The 24,742-nt window shown below is 58.9% G+C and carries 22 protein-coding genes and 1 tRNA gene; 9 read left to right on the top strand and 14 right to left on the bottom strand.

Annotated elements, in window-relative coordinates; genetic code table 11:
• Positions 1 to 191: 191 nt before the first annotated feature.
• Positions 192 to 1,298: an agmatine deiminase gene (aguA, locus tag V6L81_RS02160; RefSeq protein ID WP_130872325.1), complete on the top strand. Its 1,107-nt coding sequence runs from the start codon at positions 192 to 194 to the stop codon at positions 1,296 to 1,298.
• Between the two features lie 105 nt (positions 1,299 to 1,403).
• On the opposite strand, the gene V6L81_RS02155 is transcribed toward aguA, so the two are convergent.
• Positions 1,404 to 3,482, bottom strand: a complete 2,079-nt coding sequence (locus V6L81_RS02155) for a TonB-dependent siderophore receptor (RefSeq protein WP_338660451.1) — start codon at positions 3,480 to 3,482, stop codon at positions 1,404 to 1,406.
• A gap of 257 nt (positions 3,483 to 3,739) precedes the next feature.
• Between V6L81_RS02155 and V6L81_RS02150 the strand changes: the two genes are divergently transcribed.
• The 4 genes from V6L81_RS02150 (at position 3,740) to V6L81_RS02135 (ending at position 6,851) form a co-directional block, all read left to right on the top strand.
• Entirely contained in the window at positions 3,740 to 4,435 is a 696-nt protein-coding gene (locus V6L81_RS02150; protein WP_095024211.1) for a DsbA family protein, read from the top strand.
• Positions 4,436 to 4,685: 250 nt separating this feature from the next.
• On the top strand, positions 4,686 to 5,969 hold the full coding sequence (locus V6L81_RS02145) for an OprD family porin (RefSeq protein ID WP_095000747.1): 1,284 nt from the start codon (positions 4,686 to 4,688) through the stop codon (positions 5,967 to 5,969).
• A 215-nt stretch (positions 5,970 to 6,184) separates the two neighbouring features.
• Entirely contained in the window at positions 6,185 to 6,550 is a 366-nt protein-coding gene (locus V6L81_RS02140; protein ID WP_153327163.1) for a type II toxin-antitoxin system RelE/ParE family toxin, read from the top strand.
• Positions 6,543 to 6,851: an XRE family transcriptional regulator gene (locus tag V6L81_RS02135; RefSeq protein ID WP_095017778.1), complete on the top strand. Its 309-nt coding sequence runs from the start codon at positions 6,543 to 6,545 to the stop codon at positions 6,849 to 6,851. Before V6L81_RS02140 ends, V6L81_RS02135 begins: the two co-directional genes overlap by 8 nt.
• 6 nt (positions 6,852 to 6,857) lie before the next feature.
• On the opposite strand, the gene V6L81_RS02130 is transcribed toward V6L81_RS02135, so the two are convergent.
• Genes V6L81_RS02130 through V6L81_RS02115 form a run of 4 tightly spaced genes read right to left on the bottom strand, consistent with a single transcriptional unit; the run spans position 6,858 to position 11,223 of the window.
• A complete protein-coding gene (locus V6L81_RS02130; RefSeq protein ID WP_095031414.1) occupies positions 6,858 to 7,181 on the bottom strand; it encodes a DUF3325 domain-containing protein in 324 nt (107 codons plus the stop codon).
• The gene (locus V6L81_RS02125) at positions 7,178 to 8,788 is read right to left on the bottom strand and encodes a PepSY-associated TM helix domain-containing protein (RefSeq protein ID WP_338660450.1); all 1,611 of its coding nucleotides are present in this window, start codon (positions 8,786 to 8,788) and stop codon (positions 7,178 to 7,180) included. Before V6L81_RS02125 ends, V6L81_RS02130 begins: the two co-directional genes overlap by 4 nt.
• Positions 8,785 to 9,087, bottom strand: a complete 303-nt coding sequence (locus V6L81_RS02120; RefSeq protein WP_095000752.1) for a hypothetical protein — start codon at positions 9,085 to 9,087, stop codon at positions 8,785 to 8,787. Before V6L81_RS02120 ends, V6L81_RS02125 begins: the two co-directional genes overlap by 4 nt.
• 33 nt (positions 9,088 to 9,120) lie before the next feature.
• Positions 9,121 to 11,223 (bottom strand): TonB-dependent receptor domain-containing protein, encoded by a 2,103-nt coding sequence (locus V6L81_RS02115; protein WP_095000753.1) that lies wholly within the window; start codon positions 11,221 to 11,223, stop codon positions 9,121 to 9,123.
• Positions 11,224 to 11,400: 177 nt separating this feature from the next.
• Between V6L81_RS02115 and V6L81_RS02110 the strand changes: the two genes are divergently transcribed.
• The gene (locus V6L81_RS02110) at positions 11,401 to 12,093 is read left to right on the top strand and encodes a response regulator transcription factor (protein ID WP_338660449.1); all 693 of its coding nucleotides are present in this window, start codon (positions 11,401 to 11,403) and stop codon (positions 12,091 to 12,093) included.
• Positions 12,090 to 13,433: a HAMP domain-containing sensor histidine kinase gene (locus tag V6L81_RS02105; RefSeq protein ID WP_338660448.1), complete on the top strand. Its 1,344-nt coding sequence runs from the start codon at positions 12,090 to 12,092 to the stop codon at positions 13,431 to 13,433. Before V6L81_RS02110 ends, V6L81_RS02105 begins: the two co-directional genes overlap by 4 nt.
• Here V6L81_RS02105 and dsdC read toward each other — a convergent pair.
• The 6 genes from dsdC to V6L81_RS02075 all read right to left on the bottom strand — a co-directional run bounded on the left by dsdC (position 13,375) and on the right by V6L81_RS02075 (position 21,370).
• The gene (dsdC, locus tag V6L81_RS02100; RefSeq protein ID WP_338660447.1) at positions 13,375 to 14,334 is read right to left on the bottom strand and encodes a DNA-binding transcriptional regulator DsdC; all 960 of its coding nucleotides are present in this window, start codon (positions 14,332 to 14,334) and stop codon (positions 13,375 to 13,377) included. The genes V6L81_RS02105 and dsdC overlap by 59 nt on opposite strands.
• Positions 14,335 to 14,417: 83 nt before the next feature.
• Positions 14,418 to 15,764: a D-serine ammonia-lyase gene (gene dsdA, locus V6L81_RS02095; protein WP_338660446.1), complete on the bottom strand. Its 1,347-nt coding sequence runs from the start codon at positions 15,762 to 15,764 to the stop codon at positions 14,418 to 14,420.
• Positions 15,765 to 15,806: 42 nt separating this feature from the next.
• Entirely contained in the window at positions 15,807 to 17,147 is a 1,341-nt protein-coding gene (locus V6L81_RS02090; protein ID WP_169916172.1) for a gluconate:H+ symporter, read from the bottom strand.
• A gap of 224 nt (positions 17,148 to 17,371) precedes the next feature.
• Positions 17,372 to 19,810, bottom strand: a complete 2,439-nt coding sequence (locus tag V6L81_RS02085) for a TonB-dependent siderophore receptor (RefSeq protein ID WP_338660445.1) — start codon at positions 19,808 to 19,810, stop codon at positions 17,372 to 17,374.
• A 112-nt stretch (positions 19,811 to 19,922) separates the two neighbouring features.
• Positions 19,923 to 20,870 carry a FecR domain-containing protein gene (locus V6L81_RS02080; RefSeq protein ID WP_095025193.1) on the bottom strand — a complete coding sequence of 316 codons (948 nt, stop codon included), beginning with the start codon at positions 20,868 to 20,870 and terminating at the stop codon, positions 19,923 to 19,925.
• A complete protein-coding gene (locus tag V6L81_RS02075; RefSeq protein WP_338660444.1) occupies positions 20,870 to 21,370 on the bottom strand; it encodes a sigma-70 family RNA polymerase sigma factor in 501 nt (166 codons plus the stop codon). The genes V6L81_RS02080 and V6L81_RS02075 overlap by 1 nt, the downstream gene beginning before the upstream one ends.
• 248 nt (positions 21,371 to 21,618) lie before the next feature.
• Between V6L81_RS02075 and V6L81_RS02070 the strand changes: the two genes are divergently transcribed.
• A complete protein-coding gene (locus tag V6L81_RS02070; RefSeq protein WP_095017820.1) occupies positions 21,619 to 21,816 on the top strand; it encodes a type II toxin-antitoxin system HicA family toxin in 198 nt (65 codons plus the stop codon).
• A complete protein-coding gene (locus V6L81_RS02065) occupies positions 21,813 to 22,223 on the top strand; it encodes a type II toxin-antitoxin system HicB family antitoxin (protein WP_095025194.1) in 411 nt (136 codons plus the stop codon). Before V6L81_RS02070 ends, V6L81_RS02065 begins: the two co-directional genes overlap by 4 nt.
• 99 nt (positions 22,224 to 22,322) lie before the next feature.
• Here the strand turns inward: V6L81_RS02065 and V6L81_RS02060 are convergent.
• The 3 genes from V6L81_RS02060 to V6L81_RS02050 all read right to left on the bottom strand — a co-directional run bounded on the left by V6L81_RS02060 (position 22,323) and on the right by V6L81_RS02050 (position 24,616).
• Positions 22,323 to 22,398: transfer RNA gene (locus tag V6L81_RS02060), tRNA-Thr, on the bottom strand.
• 186 nt (positions 22,399 to 22,584) lie between these two features.
• On the bottom strand, positions 22,585 to 23,949 hold the full coding sequence (locus V6L81_RS02055) for a heavy metal sensor histidine kinase (RefSeq protein WP_338660443.1): 1,365 nt from the start codon (positions 23,947 to 23,949) through the stop codon (positions 22,585 to 22,587).
• Positions 23,942 to 24,616: a heavy metal response regulator transcription factor gene (locus tag V6L81_RS02050; RefSeq protein ID WP_095000765.1), complete on the bottom strand. Its 675-nt coding sequence runs from the start codon at positions 24,614 to 24,616 to the stop codon at positions 23,942 to 23,944. The genes V6L81_RS02055 and V6L81_RS02050 overlap by 8 nt, the downstream gene beginning before the upstream one ends.
• Between the last annotated feature and the right edge of the window lie 126 nt (positions 24,617 to 24,742).

Below are 24,742 nucleotides of genomic sequence, written 5' to 3'. Positions count from 1 at the left end.
TAGCGGTAGGGATAAAAATGCAGATTAATATCTGTTTATTCACGGTTTAAATACGCGTTGAAACTTATAAAGTGTTTTTGTTGTCGATATTTATCGGCTATAAGTGTGCTCGCCGTTGACGCAAAGCTGAGCTGCGTCCACTGTCCTGTTTGTTTCGCACTCAAAACCCAAGACGTTTTCCAGGAGTCCAGATGACCACTTTGCACAGTTCGCCGCGCGCTGACGGCTTTTACATGCCTGCCGAATGGGCTGCGCAGACCCAGACGTGGATGATCTGGCCTGAACGTCCGGACAACTGGCGCCTGGGCGGCAAGCCGGCCCAGGCGGCGCACGCGGCTGTGGCCAAGGCCATTGCGCGTTTTGAACCGGTGACCGTCGGGGTGTCGGCAGCCCAGTACGAAAACGCCCGCGCTCAGCTCGATGTGCCGAATATTCGTGTGGTCGAAATATCCAGCGACGATGCCTGGGTACGCGACAGCGGTCCGACCTTCGTGATCAACCGCAGTGGCGAAGTGCGCGGCGTAAACTGGGATTTCAACGCTTGGGGCGGCTTCGACGGTGGTTTGTACTTCCCGTGGAACCGTGACCAGCAAGTGGGCAGCAAGGTACTGGAAATCGAACGTTGCCCGCGTTACTACACCGAAGGTTTTGTGCTTGAAGGCGGCTCAATCCACGTCGATGGTGAAGGCACGCTGATCACCACGGCCGAATGCCTGATGAACCGCAACCGCAACCCGCATCTGTCACGTGAAGAAATCGAAGACGTGCTGCGCTCGCATCTGGCTGTGGACAAGATCATCTGGCTGCCGGACGGCCTGTTCAACGACGAAACCGACGGCCATGTGGATAACTTCTGCTGCTACGTTGCTCCGGGTGAGGTATTGCTGGCCTGGACTGACGACGAGCGTGACCCTAACTACGTGCGCTGCCATGCGGCGATGAAGGTGTTGGCGACCAGCACTGACGCCAAGGGGCGGCCGTTTGTGGTGCACAAAATGCCGATCCCGGGGCCGATGTACGCGACCCAGGAAGAGTGTGACGGTGTTGATAAAGTGGCTGGCAGCCAGGACCGTAATCCGACTGAGCGTCTGGCCGGTTCCTATGTGAACTTTCTGATCGTCAACGGTGGCATCATCGCACCGAGCTTCAATGACCCTATGGATGCAGAGGCCAAGGCCATCTTGCAAAAGATCTTTCCACAGCACGAAGTGGTGATGGTGCCGGGTCGTGAGTTGCTGCTGGGTGGTGGCAATATCCATTGCCTGACCCAGCAGCAGCCTGCGCCGTACAAAATCTGAGGGATGTGGGAGCGGGCTTGCCCGCGATAAATGCGCTGCGGTCTCTCTGACATACCGCAGTGATTCAATCGCGAGCAAGCCCGCTCCCACAGGGTCAGTACTTATTCAGAACTTGTACGTCCCCGTCATCACCAGGCTGCGCGGTTCGCCCGGCATAATCTGCGCGGCGCTGGTGGCCGACGCATAGTAGTAACGGTCGGTCAGGTTGGTCAGCGCACCGCTCACATCCCAGTCTTTTTCGCGATACCCCGCCAACGCATCCCAGCGCCCGTAGCCCGGCAATACCACGGTGTTCTGGTTATCGGCATAACGCTGGCCCACCAGGGTCAGGCCCGTTTCGGCGTACCAGCCCATCTCCGGCTTCCAGGTAATAAACAGGCTGCCATTGTGCTTGGCCACGCCATTGATGCGTTTGCCCTCAAGCCCGTTGTTGTCCTTGACCACCGTTGCATCCTGCACACCCACGCCGCCGCGCATGTACCAGTTGCCGCCCAGCTTGCCGCTGGCGGTCAGTTCGATGCCGCGTGAGCGTTGCAGGCCGGAGAGCAGGGTGATGGTCGGGTCGTCCGGGTCCTTGGTGCGGCGGTTGTAGAGTTCCAGCTCATACACCGCCAGGGTGGTGCTCAGACGCTCGTCCAGCCAGTCGCTTTTGACGCCGATTTCCTTTTGCTTGGTCAGCTCCGGACTCAGGTCGTTGGTGTTGCCTGCAGCACCGGGGGTGATGCCGATCAGGCCGCCGCCCACCGGTGAGAAGGTCTTGGTCCACGAGGCGTAGAACGAGTGGTTTTGCAGCGGCGTCCAGACCACGCCAAGGCGCGGGCTGGTGCTGTGGCTTTGGCGTTCTTCGGTCGGGATCAAGGGCCTGAGATGGTTGGTGGTCTCGACGTTAAAGCGGTCGTAACGCAAGCCGGCCAGTACCTGCCATTGATCGTTGAGGCGAAGCTGGTCCTGGACATACAGGCCCTGGCTCTCGACTTCGGTGTGGTTGTCGCTGGAAATTACCATCGGCCCGGTCGGGCGCAGGCTACGATCGGGGTTGTACACATCTACTGGCGGTACGCCCCCGGCTTTGTAGAGTTTGGGGTCGCGGCGCTGGCTGCCGAGTTCCAGCCCGGTCAGCAGGCGGTGCTCCAGGCCAAAGGTGTCAAAGCCGCCTTCGATTTCGAGGTTGTTGAAAATATTGCGGGTGGTCATGTCCTGCTGCCAGCTCTGGCGGTTGACCTTGTTGATTTTCGGGTCGTAGCCGGTCAGGTAGGTGTTTTCGAACTGGCTGTCGAGCTTGAACACGCCCAGGGTATGGCGCAGTTGCCAGTTGTCGCTCAGTTCATAGCTGAGGCGCGAGCGCAGGTTCTGGACTTTATCGTCGATAAAATCGTTTTGCCCGCCGTAGGTGGTGCCACGGCTGACATCCGCCGGGCGCCCGTCGATGCTCGGAATGCCGCGATCCGGGGTACGGTTGTAGCGGTTGTATTCGTATTGCACCAGCCAGTTCAGGTCGGGGGTAATTTGCCAGCTTATCGATGGCGCGAACAGCTGACGGTTAGCGCTGACGTGATCGCGAAAGCTGTTTTTGTCTTCGTTGCCCATGTTCAGGCGCAGGCTCACGGTGTCACTCGGGTCAGCGCTAAGGTCGGCATACAGGCTGCGCAAATCCTCGCTGCCGCCCTGGGCCTGAATGCTCGACTGGCGGCCGGACTGGGGCATCTTGCTGACGCGGTTGATGATCCCGCCCTGGCTGCCACGGCCATACAGCACGGCCGCCGGGCCCTTGAGCACTTCAATACGTTCGATATTGTGCAGGTCGCGTACGTATTGGCTGTCGTCGCGAATACCGTCCAGATAAAAGTCGTTGCTGGCGTCAAAGCCGCGGATGCGCAGGCTGTCAAAACGGGTGTCGGCAGTGCTGCTGACGTTGGGAATCCCGCTCAGGGCTTCGCCGATGCTGTTGATGCCGTAATCGAGGACGTTGCTGGTTTTTACCGAGTCGATGGCTTGCGGCACATAACGCGCCGGAGTCGAGGTGCGAGTCGCGGTGGTGACATCCTTGACCCGTGGGTCATCGGCCTCAGCTTCGCTGGCGCTGATCGACAGCTCCGGGAGCACAGTGGTGGCGTTACTGAATCCGGCGTACAGCAAGGCACACAGCCCCAGATTCAAGGGTGTTAAACGGCAGGGGGAGAGCATGGTTGAGGGGTGTCCGGGCGGTTGAGAGGGGCGTTATATTTTTAGGGCGTGAATGGTAATGGTTCTTGTTGCCTTATGTTAAGAATTACCAATAGCGCGCCCTGCAAATATGTTTCTGTTTGTTTCTCTGCCCTGCAGCCCTTACAGCACCTGATTCGCCCGGTTCGCGCAACACACTAAAAGGCATACCGATGTTTTTCCCCTGGCCCTGCAAGACTAGGCTGGCGTTCTGTTTTAGTGATGACCCGGAGCCCTACATGACCGCTACACCTGTCCTGCATTACATCTACGACCCCCTGTGCGGCTGGTGCTATGGCGCCAAGCCGCTGATCGACGCCGCGCGCGATATTTTGCCGGTCGTGGCCCACGGTGGCGGGATGATGGCAGGCGCACATCGCCGAGCTGTGTCGGCGCAACTGCGCGATTACGTGATGCCCCATGACCAGCGCATTGCCCAATGCACCGGGCAACCATTTGGCGAGGGGTACTTCGAAGGCTTGCTGCGCGACACCACGGCAGTATTCGATTCGGCGCCGCCGACCACCGCCGTGCTGGTTGCCGAACAATTGGCCGGGCGCGGCCTGGAGCTGTTGGGGCGCCTGCAAACGGCGCATTACGCAGAAGGGCGGCGGATTGCCGATAAAGACGTATTGCTGGCAGTGGCGACCGAAATGGGCCTGGATGTCGATGCATTCCGCGCCGCTTACGCTGCGATGAGCGGCGATGTAACGCAGGCCCACTTCAAGGCCAGCCGGGCATTGTTGTCCCGGGTTGCTGGGCAGGGCTTTCCGACTGTTGTACTGGAGCAGTCCGGCCAGTATCAGGTGATCGACCTTGGGCCGTATTTGGGCAAGCCTGAAGCTTTTGCTGCCTGGTTGCGCCAGTGCGCTGGCGTCACCGGTACAGACACAATCGTTTCAGCGCCAGCCTGTGGCCTGGATGGTTGTCAGTAACAATTTCTGACACTTCGGTCAAAGCTTTGAAAAGCCTTGGCAATTAACAAATTTTTCACGAAATTGACACCTCGCCTTCACGGCAGCTAGGATCCCTGCCAACGCCTGTGGCGATAAGCCATACACCAACTTTTCGAAAGACCTGCACACAGTCTTCGTGCGGGTCTTTTTGTTTATGTGAAGCAACCACCACTCAATGTTTCAGCTTGAACCCCACAGCGCGCTTCTATTCAGAAATAAGGAAAATAATATGTTGAACAAACGGATAGGTCTTCTCGCTCTGGGCGTACTCAGTGCTACCCAGGCTATGGCTAACGATCAAGCTGACGCAAAAGGTTTTGTAGAAGACAGCCACCTCAATGTACTGGCGCGCAACGCCTACATCAGCCGTGACTACAAAAACCACCAACAAGACAAAGCTGAATGGGGCCAGGGTTTCCTCGGCACATTCACTTCGGGCTTCACCCAGGGCACCGTAGGTGTGGGTGTGGATGCTTTCGGCATCTACGCACTGCGTCTGGATGGCGGTCGCGGCAACAGCGGCGCGGGCGGTATCGATTTCTTCAAGCAGGGCGCCAGCGGTAAAGCGGCTGACGACATCGCCAAGGCTGGCGCTGCGGTGAAGGTTCGCGTGTCCAACACTGTGCTCAAGTACGGCGATCAAATGCCTGCGCTGCCGGTGTTGATGTATGACAACTCGCGTCTGATGCCGGAAAGCTTCACCGGTACCCTGTTGACCTCCAAGGAGATCAACGGTCTGGAAATCAACGTCGGTCGCTTCACTGCAGAGTCGCGTAAAAGTGCTGAAGCACGCGACAGCGGTGACTTGAAAAGCATCAACGTGTTCGGCGGTAGCTACAAGTTCACCGACAACCTGTCGGCGTCCCTGTACGGCTCCGAGATGGAAGACGAGCTGAACAAGCAATACGTGGGCGTAACCTACGCAATCCCGCTGCAAGACAAACAGTCCCTGACGTTTGACTTCAACGGCTACCGTACTCACGTAAAAGAAGACTACGCCCGTGACGTGCTGAAGGTTGATGGCCAGGACAACAAGATCTGGAGCCTGGCAAGCACCTACGCTTTCGGCGCGCACACGGTGACCCTGGCGTACCAGAGCAGCACCGGCGAAATCGGCTACCCGTACGGCGGCTATCGCAACGCAGGCGGCGTGGGCGACGGTGGCAACACCATCCTGCTGGCCAACTCCTACTGGTCCGACTTCAATGCCAAGGACGAACGTTCGTGGCAGCTGGGTTATGGCTTCGACTTCGGTGCCGTTGGTATTCCGGGTCTGACCTACAACATCGCCTACGTGCGCGGCACCAACATCGACGACGGTTCCGACCGTGGCCGTGGTACCGAGCGCGAAATCTTCAACCAGGCCAAGTACGTCGTACAAAGCGGCCCGGTCAAAGACCTGAGCGTGCGTCTGCGTGGCTCGTGGTTGCGCGTATCGAACAACGCCAGCGAGTACAACGTGGGCGGCAACGAAGTACGTGTATTTGTTGATTACCCGATCAGCATTTTCTGATGCTACCGACCTGTTGAACAGGTTGGACATCTGAATAAAAACGCCCCGACTGGTTCGGGGCGTTTTTTTTGGCCGCGATTAACCGCGGCGTGAGGAACGCATCCGGATGAAACCATCACTCACACTTGGGTTGGACCGAGAACTAGTTGGCCATTATCGGAAGTGTTTAAGATTATTCCCTTGAGATTATATTCCTTTGGTGGCATATTTTGAGCATGACATGGAACGTTGAGTACACCGACGAATTTGGCCTATGGTGGGAAACGCTCAGTGAAAAGGAACAGGTCAGCGTGGCGGCCAGTGTCAAATTGCTAGAGCTGCTCGGTCCGGCCCTGCGCTTCCCCCATTGCAGCGATATCAAGGGGGCACGCTACGGTAACCTTCGCGAACTACGCGTGCAGCATGGAGGTCGCCCCTACCGGGTGCTTTATGCCTTTGACCCACGCCGCTGCGCCTTGCTGTTGACGGGCGGCGACAAGACCGGTCACGACCGATGGTATGAAGAGAATGTCCCTTTGGCGGAAATTCTCTACGAAGTCCATTTGCAGACACTGATTGAAGAGGGCCAGGAAAATGGCTAAAAAATTTGCCGAACTTGAAGCGCGCATGTCCCCAGAGGCGCGTGAGCAAACCCAGGCTTTATACCATCAGCATTTGCAGGAAATGCCTTTGCACGAGTTGCGCAAAGCTCAGGCGCTGAGCCAGGAGACACTGGCCAAAGCGCTGAATATCAACCAGGCGGCAGTTTCCAAAATGGAGCGGCGCACTGACATGTATATCAGTACGTTGCGTAATTACATTCAAGCCATGGGTGGCGAGCTGGAAATCATCGCGACTTTCCCGGATGGTCAGGTAAAAATAGAAAACTTCGCGCACAAATAACGCGTTCTAAAATACCCAAACCGCCAATGCCATTGAAGGCCCTGCAACGGCCAGCGGCACGATCAGGCGCGGCCGGTATGTCAGCAATATCACCAGCCCGCCAGCCGCAACGCTGAGCACTGCCGCCCACAAGGCGATACCCACTGACGGGCCCAGTTCGATAACGCCGGGGATCACCGCTCCAACCAGCAGCAGCCAGCCCAGCAGGCGCAATAGCTGGCGCTTGAACGGGCCGCCTTTGTCTGCAAACACCTGCCCATGATGGCGCTCGGTACTCAGGCTGAGTGCGCTGAAACCACTGAAACTCAACGCCAGGCATATCCAGATCATGCTGCGCTCTCTTGTCGGGTGTTGACCGTACGCGGTTGGCGCTGTGGCCGTTGCAGCGGTTGATGGCGGTTGAGTTTCCAGGCCGCGTAGCCAAGCAGCGCTGCACTGGCGAGCAAGGTCAGGTCCATGCCCGCCAGCAACCATTGGCCCTGTGCAAGGCTGGCCAGCAGATGGCTGTGTGCAAGACCGAAACTGAACAGCGGCAAGGCTGCAAATAACCCTGCAGCTACCCAGAGCTGTTCAAGCCAGGCTCGTTTGTGGCTGCGCAGCAGTGGATGAACCAGGCACAGCAACCAGATGATAAAGAAGCTGCGAATTTCCCAGGCGCTGCGCTGGGTCATGCCCACGGGTAATAACCGATTAGCCCAAAAATAGGCGGCAATGGCCAGCGGCAGACCCGCAACAGTGCCGACATTGAGCACCTCGACCAGACGATGGCCGATGGGTGTGCGCCCCAGTTTCTGCCGTTCCGGCAGGCGTATGACCACCCATAGCACCAGCCCGGTGGCAATCATTGCCGTACCCACGACCCCGCTGATAAAGAAAAACCAGCGCAGCGGAGCACCGGCAAAGCGGATCAGGTGCAGGCTGGAAAACACGTTATAGATCGCGTTGGGCGTGCTGATCGCAGGGGCGGGTGGGCTGTTCAACAAAGCACCACTCACACCGTCAAAACGCAGCCGTTCGCTGTTGCCCCGGTCGATCAGGCTGTCGCCACCGCGTTCACGCAGCTCGATGACGGCATCCGATGTGCCGGGCCGGGTCACGCTGATGCTGCTGACTCCTCGGGGCCAGCGCTGCTCGGCCTGGGCCAGCAGGGGGGCAACGTCCGTCAGTGGCACCTGCTCGCCCAATGGCTGATCGCCTGCACCCATTGCTGGCGCAGTACGGGCACCGCGTCCGCCGCTTTCGTTGAAGAACTTTTGGGTATCACCGCGATAGGCGCTTTCAACGCCCCAGGGCATCAACATAAACATCAGCAGCAACAAACCGCTGTAGGTGATCATCAAGTGAAACGGCAGGGCCAGCACTGCAGTGGCATTGTGCGCGTCCAGCCATGAGCGTTGTCCCTTGCGTGGGCGAAAAGTGAAGAACTCCTTAAAGATTTTTTTGTGGGTGATCACCCCGCTGACAATCGCCACCAGCATCACCATGGTCGCAATACCGACGATCCAGCGCGCCAGCATTCGCGGCATGCCGTACAGCTCAAAGTGAAAGCGATAAAGAAAACCGCCGCCACGGGTTTCCCGCGGGGTCACCGGTTCGGCCGTGCCCGCATCCAGGGCCACGCTTTGGCCGCCCCTTTTGACGACCGGCTGGCCGATGTCGAACCACTGTGCCTGCGCCCCGGCATTGCGTTCGCCGGGCAGGGTGAGGGTCCATTGTGCAGCGTTGGGCGCCAGGCTTTGCATGGCTTGCGCAAGTCGCTGCGCGGTCTGGTTGTCGGGCACAGAGGCGTGCAGTTCAGGTTTCATCCAGAACGTGATTTCTTCCTGAAAAAAACTCAGGGTACCGGTCAGGAACACGGCATACAGCAACCAGCCGAGTAACAGCCCGACCCATGTGTGCAGCCAGGCGTTGGCCTGACGAAAACCGAGGGCCTTCATGGCATGACTTCCCGCAGCAGCAGGTGGAGGGCCGGCGGCACGCAGCAAGCCAGGGCAACAAGCCAGGCCCGGATTGCAGATGCGGCGCTAAATGCCCAGATTGCCATCGCGCAATACAGCGCAAAGGCCAGCATGGTGGCGCTCAGCACTGCCTGCGCCCGAGGCCCGGGCAGCAACAGACTGAGGCTCGCCGCCGCCAAGGCGGCAAACAGGTAACTGCCAAAAATGGCCAGTACGGTGCGTGCGGCAATGGCCAGACGGTAGGCCGTCTGCGGCGCAGGATTAAGGGCATCGCTCATATGAATACCTTGGGCGCGCAGCCCGGTTCAGGGTCAGAACGTATAGTTGGCTTTGACCCAAAAGCGTCGGCCGTCTTCGGCATAGGAATAATCGGAGTCCACATCCTGCTCCCTGACCTGATTGGTCAGGTTATAGCCGACCAGGCTCAAGGAAAGATCCTGGGTAGCTTGCCAGGTGGCGCCCACATCCACGGTAGTGATGGCTTGCTCGCTTTGTGACACGGCGCCGCCCTGACCCCAGGCAATGCTGGTTTCTTCACCGCGATAGCTGACGGTGGCGAAGCTGGAAACCGAGTCGATGATTTGCCAGTCCAGCGTCGCGCTGCCAGAGTGCTTGGGCGTGGCTACCAGAGGCTGGCCCTCGGCCAGTGGGTAGCCAAAGCCTAGAATGGTTGCCTCGCCGCTCGACACTTTGGAGTGCAGGTAGGTGTACTCGCCCTTGAGCTGCACCCGGTCGTTGAAGCGATAACGGGCAGCGGTCTCGATGCCGCGCACCGTGGCACCGGTGATATTGAAATAGGTGCTGTAGATGCGCCCGGTGATCGGGTCTGCGGGTACCGGGCTGCCGTCCGGGTAGTACAGCTGGCGGGTGCCGGTGTTGGCGATCTTGTTTTCGTAGTCGGTGTCGAACAGCGTGACATTACCGCTGAATTTTCCACCGGCGTCGTAGTAAAGGCCGATTTCGCGGTTTTCGCTTTCTTCCGGTTTCAAATCCGGGTTGCCCCAGGTGTAAGCACCACCGCGTTGCGGCAGGCCGATATTGGGGTTGGTCTGGGTGATGGTCGGCGACTTGAAGCCCTTGGCCACGCCGCCTTTTAGCGTCCAGTCCGGATTGAGGCGCCATACGCCGTAAAAGCGTGGTGTCCAATGGCGACCGAAGAACTCGTTGTCGTCCATGCGAATACCGGTGGTCAGGCTGAAGCTGTCAGTCATGCTCCATTCGTTCTCGGCGAACAGCGATTTTTCTGTCATCGAAGTGCCAATCCCAGCACCCTGCGGGCTGGCGTAATAACCGTCTGCCTCCAGCTCGTCTTTTTTCCACTGGGCGCCGGCAACAAAGACGTTGCGGTCAAACGGCAGGCTGATTTTGCTTTCGAATACCGAGTTGGTGACTTCAGGCGTGACGCTCTGATTGCCGGTCTGGACATCGCTGGCGCGGGTCGCTTCTTCGCGATACAGGCTGATATCGGTAGTACCGAAATCCCAGTTGCCGGTGTGGGCCAAAACATAAGTATCGCGGGTGTACTGGTTGTTGTTTTTCGCGGCTGTAGGCGCCAGGCTTTTGCCCGGGTTGTTCCAGAACTCCTGCTCGGTGCGGCCGGCTTCGAGCATGAACTCCTGTTGCTCATCAGGGGTCAGCCACAGGCGTGCGGTGCCGCTGTGGCGGGTCGATTTGGAGAAGCCGTTGAGGATTTTGTCCTCGTCGCGTTGCTTGTCGTAGCCCCAGAGCTGAATGCCGAGACGGTCTTCGACCAGCGGACCGGACACGTACCCGTCCAGTTGCGTGCTGTCACCTGCTTTGGAGCTGTCCTGGAAGGTGTGGTCCGCGGATACCGACCCTGACCATTGCCGCGCCACTTTGCGAGTGATGACGTTGATCACCCCGCCCAGTGCTTCGGAGCCGTAGAGCGTGGACATCGGGCCGCGCACCACCTCAATACGATCAATCGCTTCGACGGGCGGTATCCAGTTCATGCCCAGGCCTTCGGAGGTGCCGCCCTTGAGCGTGACCTGGCTGGTGTTCTGGCGACGACCGTCAATCAGGATCAGGACGTGGCTGGACTCCATGCCGCGAATGGAAATCTCGCCCTTGTCACCGCCGATGATGCTCACGCCTTCAACATTGCGTACCGCATCGGCGAGCGAGCGGAACTGCTTGTTTTCCAGCTCTTCGCGGGTGATGACCGAGATACTGGCGGGGGCATCGCGCACGTCCTGGCTGAAGCCCGAAGCCGTAACCACCGTTGAGCCGACCTCCAGTGGCGCGGCATTGGCCGTTGCCCCGGAAGGTTGTTCTTCTTCATCGGCGCAAACTGCCGTCAGGGGCAGGCCAAGGCTGACCAGTGCGGTAAAAATAGCCAGAGGCTTGCGGGCAAAAGGAGAGGGGGCAACGGTGCTGCGGCGGTGGCAGTTCATAAACAGCGTTCCTGGGATTCTTGCTATTGCGCAAATGAAAATAATAAGCTGTCTCAGTTGCGTTTCTTGTTTGCGAATGTTGCCAGCTCAACCTGACCGGAACCTGACGAACCCCTGTTGATTTCCTCCTGCGCCGTTTTTTATCGTCGTGGCTGACCTTTTTGTGGATTGAAGTAAATGAAAGTGCTGGTTGTTGAGGATCACCGGACACTGCGCGGTTTGCTGATCGAGCATCTGGTGCAGGCCGGATTTGCCGTGGATGGCGCCGAAGATGGGCGCACGGCCCAGGCTTTGCTGGAAGTCGGCAGCTATGACGCGATGATCCTGGATCTTGGCTTGCCGGACATGGACGGCATGTCACTGCTGGCCATGCGTCAGCACAGCGCCAATGCCGATTTGCCGTGCATCATCCTGACTGCGCGGGATGCCCTGCAAAGCCGGGTCAACGGGTTGAATGCAGGCGCGGACGACTACATTCTCAAACCCTTCGACATGCAGGAACTGGAGGCGCGATTGCGCGCAGTCTTGCGTCGCCCCGGCAGTCGTGTGAGTACCCTGTTGCGTTGCAACAACCTGGCATTCGAACCTGAAACCCGGCACTTGAGCGTTGATGGCAACACCCGGATAACGGTGCTGGCCCGGCGCGAAGCCATGTTGCTGGAAGAAATGCTGCGCATTGCACCGCGTATCGTGATCAAGGAGCAACTCGAAGAGAGGCTTTATGCTTTCAATGAGCCGGTGACCCTCAACGCCATCGAAGCGCTGGTCTCGCGGTTGCGCCGCAAGCTCAGTGAGGCGGGCGCCCATAGCCGCATCGAAACGGTTCGCGGCTTGGGTTATCGCCTGCTCAGCGTCGATAACCGGGCATGATTAAACGCAGCCTGCGCTGGCGCCTGTTGACCGCGTTGCTGTTGGTCTTTGCCCTGGGTTTCGGCAACCTGGCGATTTACCTGTACGGCACCCGCGACGAACTGCGCCGCGGGGTGATGACCATTGAAGCGCAGGTGATTGCCGATGGTTTTCGGGTGGACAGCGACCCTGCCAGCCTGCCGCGCCAGTATGCCGGTGGCGAACTGTCTTATTCGTTGTACTCGGCCGATGGTCGATTGTTGTGGAAGTCCGAAAACCTCAAACATCCCCGTCGGCTCAAGCAGCCAGGTGCGGACCCGGGCTGGATGCGCTGGAGCGCTTTCAGCGGGCGGGTGGTCAGCGTGCCCGTGGAGTTGCCCGACGGTGCCATATTGATGGTGGCCAAGCAGGATAATCTTGAGCGCGAAGTGATTGGCAACCTGCTGGCGGCCCGCTTGCGCCAGAGTCTGGTGATGATGGTACCCATCGGTTTGCTGTCATTGGGCCTGATCCTTTTATTGCTGCACTGGACCTTGCGTCCGGTGCGGGTGGCGGCCAAGTTGGCGCGCAGTATCGGGCCGGCAAACCCAGAACAACGTATCCCGCTGGACAACCTGCCGAGTGAAATCCAGCCCCTGGCGGCTGCGGCCAATACGGCGCTTGATCGTTTGGCTGCGGCCTACACTGCCGAACGGCGTTTCGTGGCCGACGCAGCCCATGAACTGCGCACGCCGTTGACCGTGCTGGATTTGCGCTTGCAAGCAGCCCGGCGCACAGGGCAGGTCGAGTGGCCTGCGCTGGACATGGAAATGCGCCAGATGCGCCGTTTGGTGACTCAGCTACTGGAACTGGCGCGTCAGGAAGGCGAGGCCGCCCAAGGCCATAACGGGCAGCAGCGCACCCATCTCTCGCGTCTCACTCGCGAAGTCTGTGCCGCGCTGTTACCGCTCTTTGAGGCCAGTGGTCGGGTAATCGAGGTGGATATCACCGCAGGTTGCGAATGCCGGGGCAATCCCGATCAGTTGCGTGAAGCTTTGGGCAACCTGCTGGAAAACGCGCTGGTCCACGGCATGGGCACTGTTCAGGTGACCCTGCGCAAGGTGGCCGGGCACTTGCAGTTGGAGGTCAGCGACCAGGGGCAGGGTATTGCGCCAGAGGAGCGCGAAGCCATGTTCCTGCGCTTTCGCAAGGGCCGGCAAAGCAGCGAAGGTACCGGGTTGGGGCTGGCGATTGTGCGTCAGATCGTGCAAAACGCAGGTGGTCATGTAGCGTTCGTACAGGCGCCAAACACCACCATCAGGGTCAGTTTGGCCGTTGCTCAATCGTCTGTTCCTGAGCGCACATGTGCAGCCAGTTCATAAACACCTGCAAGCGCTTGGGCACCACATTGAGCGGTGGGTGCACCAGATAATAATCATAGTGACCGTACTGCCTGAAACCGCCAAAAGGCAGCACCAGTTCGCCGCGATCAACACGTTTTTGCACCAGTTGCTGGCGCCCGATGGCGATCCCCGCGTGGCTCATAGCGGCCGTGACGCACAGGTCCGAACGGTCGAAGGTCAGGGTACGTTTGGGCAGTGCCGCGAGCAGGTTGTGTTGTTCGGCCCACAGGCTCCACTCGGCATCATAGGCGGCATGGTCCCAGGCCAGGGAGTCGTGCAGGGTGGTGCAGTTGCTCAGGTTTTGCGGGTTTTCGTGCAGACGGTGACGCTGCGCATATTCCGGGCTGCACACCGGCGCCATGCATTCGCGCATCAGCCGCTGGCTGGTGAGGCCGGGGAATTCGCCGTTGGCGTAGTACAAGGCCAGATCTATTTTGCGTGTGCGAAAGTCGACATTGTCATTGCCCACCCGCAGGTCCAGTGAGACCAGCGGATAGCGCTCGATAAAGTCGGCCAGCCGGGGCACCAGCCAGCATTGGGCCACCGATGGCCTGGCATAGAGCGCAATGGCTCCGGCAATTTCTGGCTGTGACGAGCGTTCAAGTGCTTCGGACAATTCCCCCATCGCACTTTGCAGTATTTCGAAAATTCGCTCGCCTTCGTCAGTCAGGCTGACCTGGCGGGTAAGGCGCTGGAACAGCTTCATATTCAACGCCGTTTCCAGCCGGCTGATGCGGTGGCTTACGGCGCTGGCGGTCAGGCAAAGTTCCTGCGCAGCGCGGGCAAAACTCAGGTGTCGGGCGGCCACCAGAAAGGTATGAAGGTTGGCGAACTGGCTGCTGTTGAGCCGTGAGCTGATGCGGGGAGGAAGATTAAGCACGGTAGTTTGCCCTCAAGCCAAAGGCCGACTTCTTGCAGAATGTGGCAATGAGTCCATCTTGCCACATCCGCTTTACGCCTGAGTCAGCCCAGTAACTCACGACCCTTGGCCAGATAGGCGTCCATCTCGGCCGCAGGCACCATATTTCCTCCCGTTGCCCACACCAGATGGGTGGCGTTGGCCATGGCCTGCGGGCTCAGGCCAGCGCGGGCCAGATAGCCTTGCTGCTCGCCCAGTACCCGGGCAATACCTGGCACACCTGCCAGTGCGGAAGGCTCAAGGCGCAAGCCTTCACTGCGTTCCATCAGGGCCAGCAGGCTGTACATTTCCTCGTCGCTGACGGTGTAGAAGCCGTCGAGCATGCGCTGCATGGCCTTGCCGACAAAGCCGGAAGCGCGGCCCACGGCGAGGCCGTCTGCGGCGGTGACGTTATCGATGCCGAAATCCTGCACGCTGACTTCGTCGTGCATCCCGGTGTACACACCCAGCAGCATGCAGGGCGAGTGGGTCGGTTCGGCGAAGATGCAATGCACTGCATCACCAAAGGCCAGCTTGAGGCCGAAAGCCACGCCGCCGGGAGCGCCCCCCACACCGCAGGGCAGGTACACAAACAGGGGATGCTGGGCATCCACGGTGATTTGCGCCGCCGCAAACTGCTGTTTCAAACGCTCGCCGGCCACTGCGTAGCCGAGGAACAGATTGACCGAGTTTTCATCGTCGACAAAATGGCAACTCGAGTCGGACTCAGCCTGCTGGCGACCCTGGGCCACGGCCACGCTGTAATCGCTTTCGTACTCCACCACCGTCACGCCATGGGAGCGCAGCTTGTCTTTCTTCCATTGCCGGGCATCGGCTGACATATGCACGGTCACTTGAAAGCCCAGCGCAGCACCCATGATGCCGATCGACATGCCGAGATTGCCGGTGGAGCCGACGGCGATTTTGTACTGGCCAAAAAAGGCCCGGGCCTTGTCGCTGTGCAGCAGCGCGTAGTCGTCGTCGAGCTTAATCAGGCCACCGGCCAGGGCCAGGTCTTCGGCATGCTTGAGCACTTCATAGATCCCGCCGCGGGCCTTGATCGAGCCGGAGATGGGCAGATGGCTGTCGCGCTTGAGCCACAGCGCGCCATTGAGGCTTTGCCCGTAACGTTCGCCGAGCAACGGCTGCAAATGCGTCAGGGGCAGAATGTCCGACTCGATAATGCCAGCACTGTCCTCTGTCTCAGGGAAGGCAACCCGCAGGTAGGCAGCAAACCGCTCAAGGCGTGCGCTGGCATCGGCCACGTCGGCACTGCTCAGGCCTGTATCGCCAAGCGCCTGCGCCACCGGTGCCACCCCGGGGTTGAACCAGGTGGTTTCTTGCAACGCGACCAGTTCGCGGATCAGCGGGAAGCTGGCGCACCAGTTTTCAAGTGTTCTGCCCAAAATCATGGCGGGGTCCTTTAAACGATAAGTCTGAATATACGGTTTGAATCAAACAAAGCGCGACAGCAGCAGGGTCAGCCCCAGCGCGATCGATGAAGCCAGTACGGTGGCGGTGGTAAAGGTTTTCAGGGCGTCGGTCAGGGATACACCCAGGTACTCCTTGACCACCCAGAAGGCCGAATCCGTGACGTGGGTCCAGCCCATGGCTCCGGCACCGATGGCGATGCAGATGATCTCCTTGCTCACGGTCGGGTGAGCTCCCAGCATAGGCAATACCATGCCTGCGGCGCTGATCATGGCCACTGTTGCCGAGCCGACCGCGAAGTGCATCAAACCGGCCACCAGCCAGGCCAGCACGATGGGGTTCATATTCAATTGGGTCAACGAGGCGGACAGCGCGCTACCCACGCCACTGTCGATCAGAATGCCATTGAATGCCCCGCCGGCACCGATGATCAGCAGGATACTGGCCAGCGGCGGAAAACTCTTTTGCGTGTAAGCCAGCAGGTCGGCCATGGTCAAACCGCGGCGCAAGCCCAGTGCCCAATAAGCGAATACCACGGCAATCGACAGTGCGATCAGCGGGGTGCCCATAAACGAAATCACACTGAATGCGGTGGATTCATGGGGCAGACCGGCAGCGAAACTTTTACCGACCATCAGCAGCAACGGCAGGGCGATGGTCAGCAGGGTGACGCCAAGGCCTGGCAGGTCGCGGGTTTTGCTGTCATCGCAATGCTCGTTCAAAAAAGCTTCCTGAGTGGCTGGTGCTTCGGTCTTGCACACCAGTTTGACCCACAGCGGCCCGGCAATCATGGCGGTCGGCAGCGCGACAATCAGACCGTACATGATTACTTTGCCGACATCGGCGCCCAGCATCCCGGTGATCGCCATCGCAGCAGGGTGTGGCGGCAACATGCAATGCACTGCCATCAGCGACACCGCCAGAGGTACGCCCAAGTACAGCAGGTTGATGCGAGTCTCTTTGGCCACTACATAAATCAGCGGAATCAGAAGCACGAACCCCACCTCGAAAAACACCGGGATGCCTGCGATAAATCCGACGAGCATCATCGCCCACGAAGCGCGGTCCTTGCCCAGGGTGTTCAACAGCGTCTGAGCGATGCGCTCCGCACCGCCGGACTCCTCCAGCATCTTGCCCAGAATCCCGCCCAGGCCAATGATCGTTGCCAGAAACCCGAGGGTTCCGCCGACACCGGCTTCATACGACGAAGCAATTTTTACCAACGGCATGCCTGACCCGATTCCCACCACAAAGCTCGCAGCGGTCAAGGCCAGAAAGGCATGAACGCGGACTTTGACGATAAGGAAAATGATCAGCGCGATGGCGCAAAACAACACCAGCAAAAGAGTGGGACCGCTGTGCATGGGAGGTGCTCCGGGAAGCGCTTTTATTGTTGAAATAAGTGATCGTCGTCACTTTGCTTCCGGCAATTAGAGGTTACATCTCCGTAGGCTGACAAAGGATGGTTTTTCACGGTACAGATGATGTGGGGTCATCTGTTGGAGGGTAAAACAGGTGGGAGCGAGCCTGCTCGCGAAGGCTTTAAGAGTTTCGCGAGCGGGCTCGCTCCCACAATTGGAGATGCGTTTCAGAAATCCCAGCGAGTGGTCAGCATAAAGTTGCGCGGCTCGCCATAAATCGCCGAGTTATAGAACCCGATATTGGTGTAGTAATACTTGTCGAACACGTTGTTGACGTTAAGCGTGGTCGACAGGTTTTCCGTGAATTGATAACGGGTCATCAGGTCCACCACCCAGTAGGGCTTTTGCGAGAAGCCTTCGTACCTGTCCTTGGGACCGTTGAACATCTCTTGCCAGGCCGTGCTCTGCCAGCGTGCGCCACCGCCCACGGAGACTTTGTTGAGGTCGCCCTTCAGTTTGTAGATGGTGTAGAAGCTCAGTTGGTCTTCGGGTTCGAAGGTCGAGATCTTTTTACCGTTGTCATCGCGTACCACCTTGTGCGTGTAACCGGCCTGCAGGCTCCAGCCCGGGCTCAGCTCGCCGGATATCTCCAGCTCGTAGCCCTTGGTTTTAGCCGCAGTGCCCTTGAAGGCATAGTTGGGCGGGGTGGGTTGCAGGTTGTTCCAGGCATCGTCGGGGATGGGACGGTTGCTTTCCTTGACCTCAAAGTACGCCAGGCTGGCGTTCAGACGGCCATCGAAGAACTCGCTCTTGAGGCCGATCTCGTAGTTTTCACCCTCGTCTGGGTCAAGCATTTTGCTGTTGCGATCCAGGTTGTAGAACTCCTGGGGCATGAATACATCGGTGTAGCTGGCATAGGCCGTCAGGTAATCGGTCAGGTCATAAGTAATGCCCGCATAGGGAATCAAGCGTCCTGTTTCGCGATAGGTATTGGTGGTACCCGTAAGGGTGTAGTCGACCACCCGCCCGCCCAGAAACACTTTCAGCTCATCTGTGACATTCAGGCGCGTGGTTGCATACATGCCGGTCTGGCGCACGGTGTCATCGCTGATTTGAGATGCGTTGCCCCAGTCAGGTTTGGCCAGATGGCCGTCCCAGTTGAAGTAATCCACCAGATTGGGGGTGGAGAAGGTCACGTCCCAATAGCCTTTGCCTTTCCAGTTGGCGGTACTGATGGAGCCGCCCAACACCAAATCGTGTTCACGGCCGAGAAACTCGTAGGGGCCGCTGACATAGAGGTCGGCCGCGTCGCTGGTGGTTTCGCCCTTGTAACGTTGAGCATTGATATTGGCGGTGCCATCAGCCGCAGGCTGGTTGAACTGAATCGCCCCCAGCTGGGCATCGTAGCCATTGATCTTGTGGTCCAGTTGCAGCTTGCCCACCCAACCACTGCCCAGGTCCTGTTCCAGGGTCGCGAACACCGTGCGGGTGTATTGCTGCCAGCTGCTCCAGTCGGTGGCGTTGCTGAATGAGCGTTTGGCGCTGTTGATCTCGCCCGCGTAGTTGTACAGCGGGAAGCTCCCCGACCAGGTGGAGCCCTGGGGTTTGTTGTCCTGATAATCGGCGCCCACGGTCAGCAAGGTGTCTGGCGTCAGGTCGACTTCGAGGATGCCGTAGAACACCGAACTCTGGTTGGAGTAGCGGTCGATATACGATTGCCGGTCCTGATAGGCCGCTACCGCACGACCGCGCACATTACCGGTTTCGGTCAATGGGCCGCTGAGGTCTACTTCAGTCCGGTAGTTGTCCCACGAGCCTGCGCCTGCGGTGATATGGCCGTGAAAATCATGGGTGGGTTTTTTACGCACCAGATTGATGGTGCCGCCCAGGGACCCTGCCCCGCTGAGCAAACCTGAAGCGCCCTTGAGTACCTCGATACGGTCATAAATAGCCATGTCGCTCAGGGTATTACCCGCTGAATAGGCAACGTTGCGTACGGCGGAGGGGATGCCGTCGTACTGGAAGTTGTTGATCGAAAAACCACGCGAGTAGTAGTTGGTGCGGTCCGTGTCGTAGGCCGAGACGGTAATGCCCGGGGTATGGCGCATCACATCGTCAACATTGTCGAGGGCGAAATCATCCATATGCTGGCGGGTGATTACGCTGATCGATTGCGGCGTTTCCCGCGGTGTGAGCACCAGGCGAGTGGCCGTGGCGATAGCGCCCGGCGTGTAGGAACCGGTGCCTTCGGTAACGGTACCCAACTGGTTGGTGACAACTTGAGTGGCCCCCAGCTCCAGCGCGGCTTCACTGTTGCTAGCGACCAGTACATAACCCCCGTTGCTCTGGCGCTCGGCTTGCAACCCGCTATTGGCAAGCAAGCGCTCCAGGCCTTCCTCGACGCTGTATGAACCTTCAAGCCCGCCGGTCTTGAGGTGACGGGCCTGTTCGGTATCAAACGAAATCGTAACCCCAGCCTGCACACCAAACCGGGTCAGGGCGCTGCCCAGAGGGCCAGGGGCAATCTGGTACTGCGCCTGGCTTTGCGCTGCGGCCTGGGCCGGTAGCAGCGCCAGACCGGACAGGCTGGCGAGGGACGCGCCAAATACCGCCAGGCGCACAGCGCGGGCTATTTTGGTGGTGGTATTGAGGGGGAGCGGGGGCATTCGATGATCCTTGCGTGGTCATGGCACAAACGCGCTGTAGTCGCGGCTTATGTCATTGACGGATGAGAATCTAAATCAGCAAGGTTAAAGTTCAAACCATTTGCACCTGAGCTTATGCCGGTTCGATGCTGGCCCAGTAGCGGGTGAAGAAGCGAACGTTGACTGGCAGGGTTTTACCCAGATTCTCCAGCACCGTATCGGTGTCATCGATACGAAAGGCCCCCGAGATGCGTAAATGCTGAACGGCTGTTGCACAACGCAGCACGCCCGGACGATAACGGCCCAACTCCTCGATAAAATCGCCCAGGCGCCAGTCGTCCACGCTCAACATGCCCTGTACCCAGGCGGTTGAGGCCGCAGGCAAAGGCTGAACCCTGCCGATTGCATTGCTATCGAAAGTGACTTGTTGTCCGGTCTCCAGACGCAGGGGCTGATGGATCAGCTCAAGCGGGCGAATTTCCACGGCGGATTGCAGCACCCCGACTCGTGTGTGCTCGGGCAATTGGCGCACGCTGAAACGGGTGCCAAGGGCGCGCACGCTGCCGTCCTCGGTCTGCACGATAAAGGGACGCTGCTCAGGATCCTTGGCGGTCTGAATCAAGATTTCACCCTGGTGCAGACGAATCACACGCTGTTTGGCGTCGAAGTGGATATCCAGCGCCGTGTTGGCGTTGAGCTCCAGTTGTGAGCCATCCTCAAGGCGCAGCGAACGCCGCTCACCGACGCCGGTACGCTGCCCCGCAAGCATCGAGCGATAGGGCACCTGCTCGGCCGCCAGCCAGGTACCGCTGCCAACGGCCAGCAGCATGCCAAGGATTTTCAGCACATCACGGCGTTGGGTTTTCGCGGCGTCGAGGCTGGAGAGAGCGGCCTCCTGGGGCATCAATGCCCATTGGCGCTGGAACCTCTCAAGCCGTGCCCAGGCCGCTTCATGTTGTGGGCAGGCTCTCAACCAGGCCTGCCAGTCCCGGGTGCGAGCCTCGTCGGTGGTGCCGTCATTAAGTTGTACATACCAGGTGGCAGCAGCCTCCAGCGCCTTGAGATCCGGGGCAGGGGACATCAATTGTCGACCAGCAACAGGCAGCGGGTCATGGCGCGAATCAAATGATTTTTCACCGTGGTAACCGACACCTCGAAACGCTCGGCGACGGCAACATAACTCAAGCCTTCGAGCTGCACGGCGAGGAAAATTTCCCGCGTTCTGGGGCCCAGCTCATCGAGCAGGCTGTCGATCGAAATCAGCGTTTCGATAATCGACAGGCGTATTTCTGGCGAAATATCCACAGGCTCGGGCTTGAGTGCCAGCGCCTGCAGATAGGCTTGCTCGATGGCGCGGCGGCGCACTTTGTCGATCAACAGCGAGCGGGCAATGGCGCTCAGATAACCACGGGGCTCCCGAATGGGTGTGTCATGGCGTGCAGTCATGACCCGCAGGAACGTGTCCTGGGCCAGGTCGCAGGCATCCGCCGTATTGCCCAGGCGCACGCGCAACCAGCCCTTTAGCCAACTGTTGTGATCGCTGTACAACCGATGAAGAGCTGAAGGGTCGAGCGCCGACATAATGATGCAACCAAAATGTAATTGGTAATCGATCGCATTATTGTGATGGGACAGTATTTATGCAAGGGGGAGGTTCATTGGAGGGGGGGGGGCGGACAGCGATAATACTGCTGGAGATAGAGTCGTTCGGGTGCACAGGGTGTAACACAACTCTAAGCCGATCGCGTTTTTTGGTGTGTAGTGTGTGTATTTTACGATTGCACCATTTTTCAATGGTGTGTAGCGTACACACAATGCGTGGTGATCAAGTGCGAAGTCGTGAGCTTATTGAATTATTGGTGGCAGATGGATGGTTTGAGATCGCAATCAAGGGAAGTCACCATCAGTTCAAGCATCCAGCCAAAGCGGGTCGGGTAACGGTTCCACATCCCAAGTCAGAAATTGCCATAGGGACGCTGCACAACATTCTCAAATCCGCAGGTCTCAAGGGAGAGTTACGGTCATGAAATTTCCAGTGGTCATACATAAAGACGCAGATTCCGAATTCAGCGTAACGGTGCCTGATGTGCCAGGCTGTTTTTCTGCCGGGAGCACTTTTTCGCAAGCGCTGGATAACGTGCAGGAAGCATTGGCTTTGCATCTGGAAGGCATTGTTGCGGACGGCGGCGAGCTGCCGCAGGGCAAGGACGTGGATGCCCACCTGGAGAACCCGGATTTTGTCGGTGGAATATGGGCAATCGTTGACTTCGATTTGACGCCTTACCTTGGCAAGTCGGTTCGGTTCAACGCTTCTTTGCCAGAAAACCTGTTGCAGCGCATTGATGAACGAGTGAGCAGGGACCACCGCTATGCATCCCGTTCGGGGTTTCTAGCAACAGCTGCACTGCGCGAGCTGAGCGTTCAGAATTTTTAATCGGCTCAAGACCATCACCATGTGGTGCTCTTGAGTCTTCTCCAAACCCTGAAAACAAAAAAGGCCCACCTTTCGGTGAGCCTCTTCTGGTGTTGCGTATGGTGCCGGCACCAAGAGTCGAACTCGGGACCTACTGATTACAAGTCAGTTGCTCTACCAACTGAGCTATACCGGCGTTATGGGCGACGAGTATACCCGGATGTTTGGGCTTGTAAACCCCTGATAACAGACTATTTTCACGTTTCTGACCGGCGCTCGGTGAAGGAGGGGGGCAAGTGCTCCGTCGTGACCCGATTTTTCGCCGAATTGGTCAGCGCCGACACTTCGTCGCACCGCCGCGCCCACAGGAAAACTAAAAAGGTTATTGAGCAAACCCCAGTTCAAACAGCGTGCCGCTGGTATCACTGACCACCCGCACCTGGCCGCCATGCAATTGCATGATCGAATGCACAATCGCCAACCCGAGCCCGCCCGAGTCCCCCGGTTGGGCCCGTGAAGGATCGACCCGGTAAAAACGGTCAAACAACTTGCCCAGATGCTGCGCCTCAATCGGCGGGCCAGGGTTGTGCACACCGATCCAGCAAAACCCGGCATCGTCATGGCGCTGCAAGCGTACGGTAGAGCCCGGTTGAGCATGGCGCACGGCATTGGCCAGTAAATTGCCCAGTGCCCGCTGCAGCAGCTGTTGATCGGCCATCAGCGAGCCGCTGAGCTGATTGTCCAACTGCAGCTGCCGGTCCTCAGCCAGTGCTTCGAAGTAATCGCACAGCTCGTCGCCCACCTCACCAAGGTCCAGCACTTGCAACTGCAACGGGCGCTGGCCGTGTTCTGCGCGGGCGAGAAACATCAGGTTTTCGGCCATACGGTTGAGCCGCTCGTACTCTTCGATATTCGACGCAAGTACTTCCTGGTACTCAGTCGGGCTGCGTGACTGGTTCAGTGCCAGGCTGTTGCTGCCCAGCAGGTTGTGCAACGGCGTGCGGATTTCATGGGCCAGGTCGGCGGAGAACTGTGACAGCCGCGCAAAGCTGTCTTCCAGGCGTGTCAGCATGGCGTTGAGAGCCTGCACCGGCTCCTTGAGTTCGGCAGGCACGTCATGTGTGGCCATGCGCTGGTCAAGGCTGCGCGGATCGATGCCAGCCATGGCGTGGGCCAGCTCACGCAAAGGCTCAAGGCCGCGGCGCAACAGCAGCAGGCCAAGGCCGAAAGCCAGCAGCGCGCCCAGGCCCACGGCGCCATATAAACGCATCCGGTAGCTAGCGAGCATTTGCTCACGCTCATCCAGGCGTTTGCCTACGGTCACCCTGAGGATTTCATCGGCCGGGCCTCGGGCCATGCCGGCGAGCAGCACTGTCTGGTCCAGTGTCTGGATATCGGCACGCTGTGGCGCCCGGTCCTGAGCAATGGGCGGTATATCAGGCAAGTCCTGCCGGTGCGGGTTAATGGCGATAAGCGGGCTGCCATCTGCCCGCTTGACCAGTAGCACACTGTCCAGGTTGCCCAGCATGTTCTGGTAGAGGCGCGGGCGTTCTTGCAGGGCTTCGAGGCTATCGCTGTCATGCAGCAGGGCGCGCACTTGTTCAAGGCGCCCGAGCAGCGCCTGGTCATCACGAAACGCCAGTTCGGCGGCCAGCGATCGATACAGAAACACCCCGATCACACTCAGTACCAACGCGCAGGTCATGGCGATCGCCAGCGCCAGACGCCAGGCGATGGATTTACTCATCGGGTGCTTCCAGTTGATAACCAACGCCGCGCACGGTGTGGATCAACTTGGGCATGTAGGGATCGTCGACCTTGGCCCGCAGGCGACGCACGGCGACTTCGACCATATTGGTGTCGCTGTCGAAATTGAGGTTCCACACTTGGGAGGCGATCAGGGTGCGGGACAGCACCTCGCCCTGGCGGCTGGCCAGCAGTTGCAGCAGGGCGAATTCCTTGTTGGTCAGGCTGATGCGCTGGCCACCCCGGCTGACCCGGCGGCGCAGCACGTCGATTTCAAGATCGGCGATGGCATACGACTCGGCCTCGCGTAGCGGGCCGCGACGCAGCAGCGTGCGTACCCGGGCGAGCAACTCGGCAAAGGCGAAAGGTTTGAGCAGGTAATCGTCGGCGCCTAGCTCCAGACCGCGCACGCGGTCTTCGATAGCATCCCTGGCGGTCAAGAACAGCACCGGTGTGGCGCCGCGCTGGCGAATCAGTTGCAGCAGTTGCCAGCCATTGAGCCCCGGCAGCATCACATCAAGGATGATCAGGTCGTATTCCTGCTGTTCGACAAAATAGCGCCCGTCCAGGCCGTTGAGTGCCACATCCACGGCAAAGCCGGACTCCTTGAGGCCCTTGGCCAGGAAATCGGCGGTCTTGGCTTCATCTTCAACCACTAGCAAACGCATCGCACACCTCGATCAATCGTCTGCACAGGCTAGGCGCCTTCGTCGGTGTTGCCTATTACAAACTTGTAATGCAACTGACGGGGTTCTGACGAGGAGCGCTGGTTAAGGTGGGCCCATTCGTACAGG

The sequence above is a fragment of the Pseudomonas bubulae genome (genome assembly GCF_037023725.1).
GTDB lineage: Bacteria > Pseudomonadota > Gammaproteobacteria > Pseudomonadales > Pseudomonadaceae > Aquipseudomonas > Aquipseudomonas bubulae.
This window is presented reverse-complemented; position numbering and strand designations above follow the sequence as displayed.

What these genes read in the sequence shown, in the direction of transcription:
- aguA (WP_130872325.1), top strand. Translation starts at nt 192, where the DNA reads ATGACCACTTTGCACAGTTCGCCGCGCGCTGACGGCTTTTACATGCCT.
- V6L81_RS02155 (WP_338660451.1), bottom strand. Translation starts at nt 3,482, where the DNA reads ATGCTCTCCCCCTGCCGTTTAACACCCTTGAATCTGGGGCTGTGTGCC.
- V6L81_RS02150 (WP_095024211.1), top strand. Translation starts at nt 3,740, where the DNA reads ATGACCGCTACACCTGTCCTGCATTACATCTACGACCCCCTGTGCGGC.
- V6L81_RS02145 (WP_095000747.1), top strand. Translation starts at nt 4,686, where the DNA reads ATGTTGAACAAACGGATAGGTCTTCTCGCTCTGGGCGTACTCAGTGCT.
- V6L81_RS02140 (WP_153327163.1), top strand. Translation starts at nt 6,185, where the DNA reads ATGACATGGAACGTTGAGTACACCGACGAATTTGGCCTATGGTGGGAA.
- V6L81_RS02135 (WP_095017778.1), top strand. Translation starts at nt 6,543, where the DNA reads ATGGCTAAAAAATTTGCCGAACTTGAAGCGCGCATGTCCCCAGAGGCG.
- V6L81_RS02130 (WP_095031414.1), bottom strand. Translation starts at nt 7,181, where the DNA reads ATGATCTGGATATGCCTGGCGTTGAGTTTCAGTGGTTTCAGCGCACTC.
- V6L81_RS02125 (WP_338660450.1), bottom strand. Translation starts at nt 8,788, where the DNA reads ATGAAGGCCCTCGGTTTTCGTCAGGCCAACGCCTGGCTGCACACATGG.
- V6L81_RS02120 (WP_095000752.1), bottom strand. Translation starts at nt 9,087, where the DNA reads ATGAGCGATGCCCTTAATCCTGCGCCGCAGACGGCCTACCGTCTGGCC.
- V6L81_RS02115 (WP_095000753.1), bottom strand. Translation starts at nt 11,223, where the DNA reads ATGAACTGCCACCGCCGCAGCACCGTTGCCCCCTCTCCTTTTGCCCGC.
- V6L81_RS02110 (WP_338660449.1), top strand. Translation starts at nt 11,401, where the DNA reads ATGAAAGTGCTGGTTGTTGAGGATCACCGGACACTGCGCGGTTTGCTG.
- V6L81_RS02105 (WP_338660448.1), top strand. Translation starts at nt 12,090, where the DNA reads ATGATTAAACGCAGCCTGCGCTGGCGCCTGTTGACCGCGTTGCTGTTG.
- dsdA (WP_338660446.1), bottom strand. Translation starts at nt 15,764, where the DNA reads ATGATTTTGGGCAGAACACTTGAAAACTGGTGCGCCAGCTTCCCGCTG.
- V6L81_RS02090 (WP_169916172.1), bottom strand. Translation starts at nt 17,147, where the DNA reads ATGCACAGCGGTCCCACTCTTTTGCTGGTGTTGTTTTGCGCCATCGCG.
- V6L81_RS02085 (WP_338660445.1), bottom strand. Translation starts at nt 19,810, where the DNA reads ATGCCCCCGCTCCCCCTCAATACCACCACCAAAATAGCCCGCGCTGTG.
- V6L81_RS02080 (WP_095025193.1), bottom strand. Translation starts at nt 20,870, where the DNA reads ATGTCCCCTGCCCCGGATCTCAAGGCGCTGGAGGCTGCTGCCACCTGG.
- V6L81_RS02075 (WP_338660444.1), bottom strand. Translation starts at nt 21,370, where the DNA reads ATGTCGGCGCTCGACCCTTCAGCTCTTCATCGGTTGTACAGCGATCAC.
- V6L81_RS02065 (WP_095025194.1), top strand. Translation starts at nt 21,813, where the DNA reads ATGAAATTTCCAGTGGTCATACATAAAGACGCAGATTCCGAATTCAGC.
- V6L81_RS02055 (WP_338660443.1), bottom strand. Translation starts at nt 23,949, where the DNA reads ATGAGTAAATCCATCGCCTGGCGTCTGGCGCTGGCGATCGCCATGACC.
- V6L81_RS02050 (WP_095000765.1), bottom strand. Translation starts at nt 24,616, where the DNA reads ATGCGTTTGCTAGTGGTTGAAGATGAAGCCAAGACCGCCGATTTCCTG.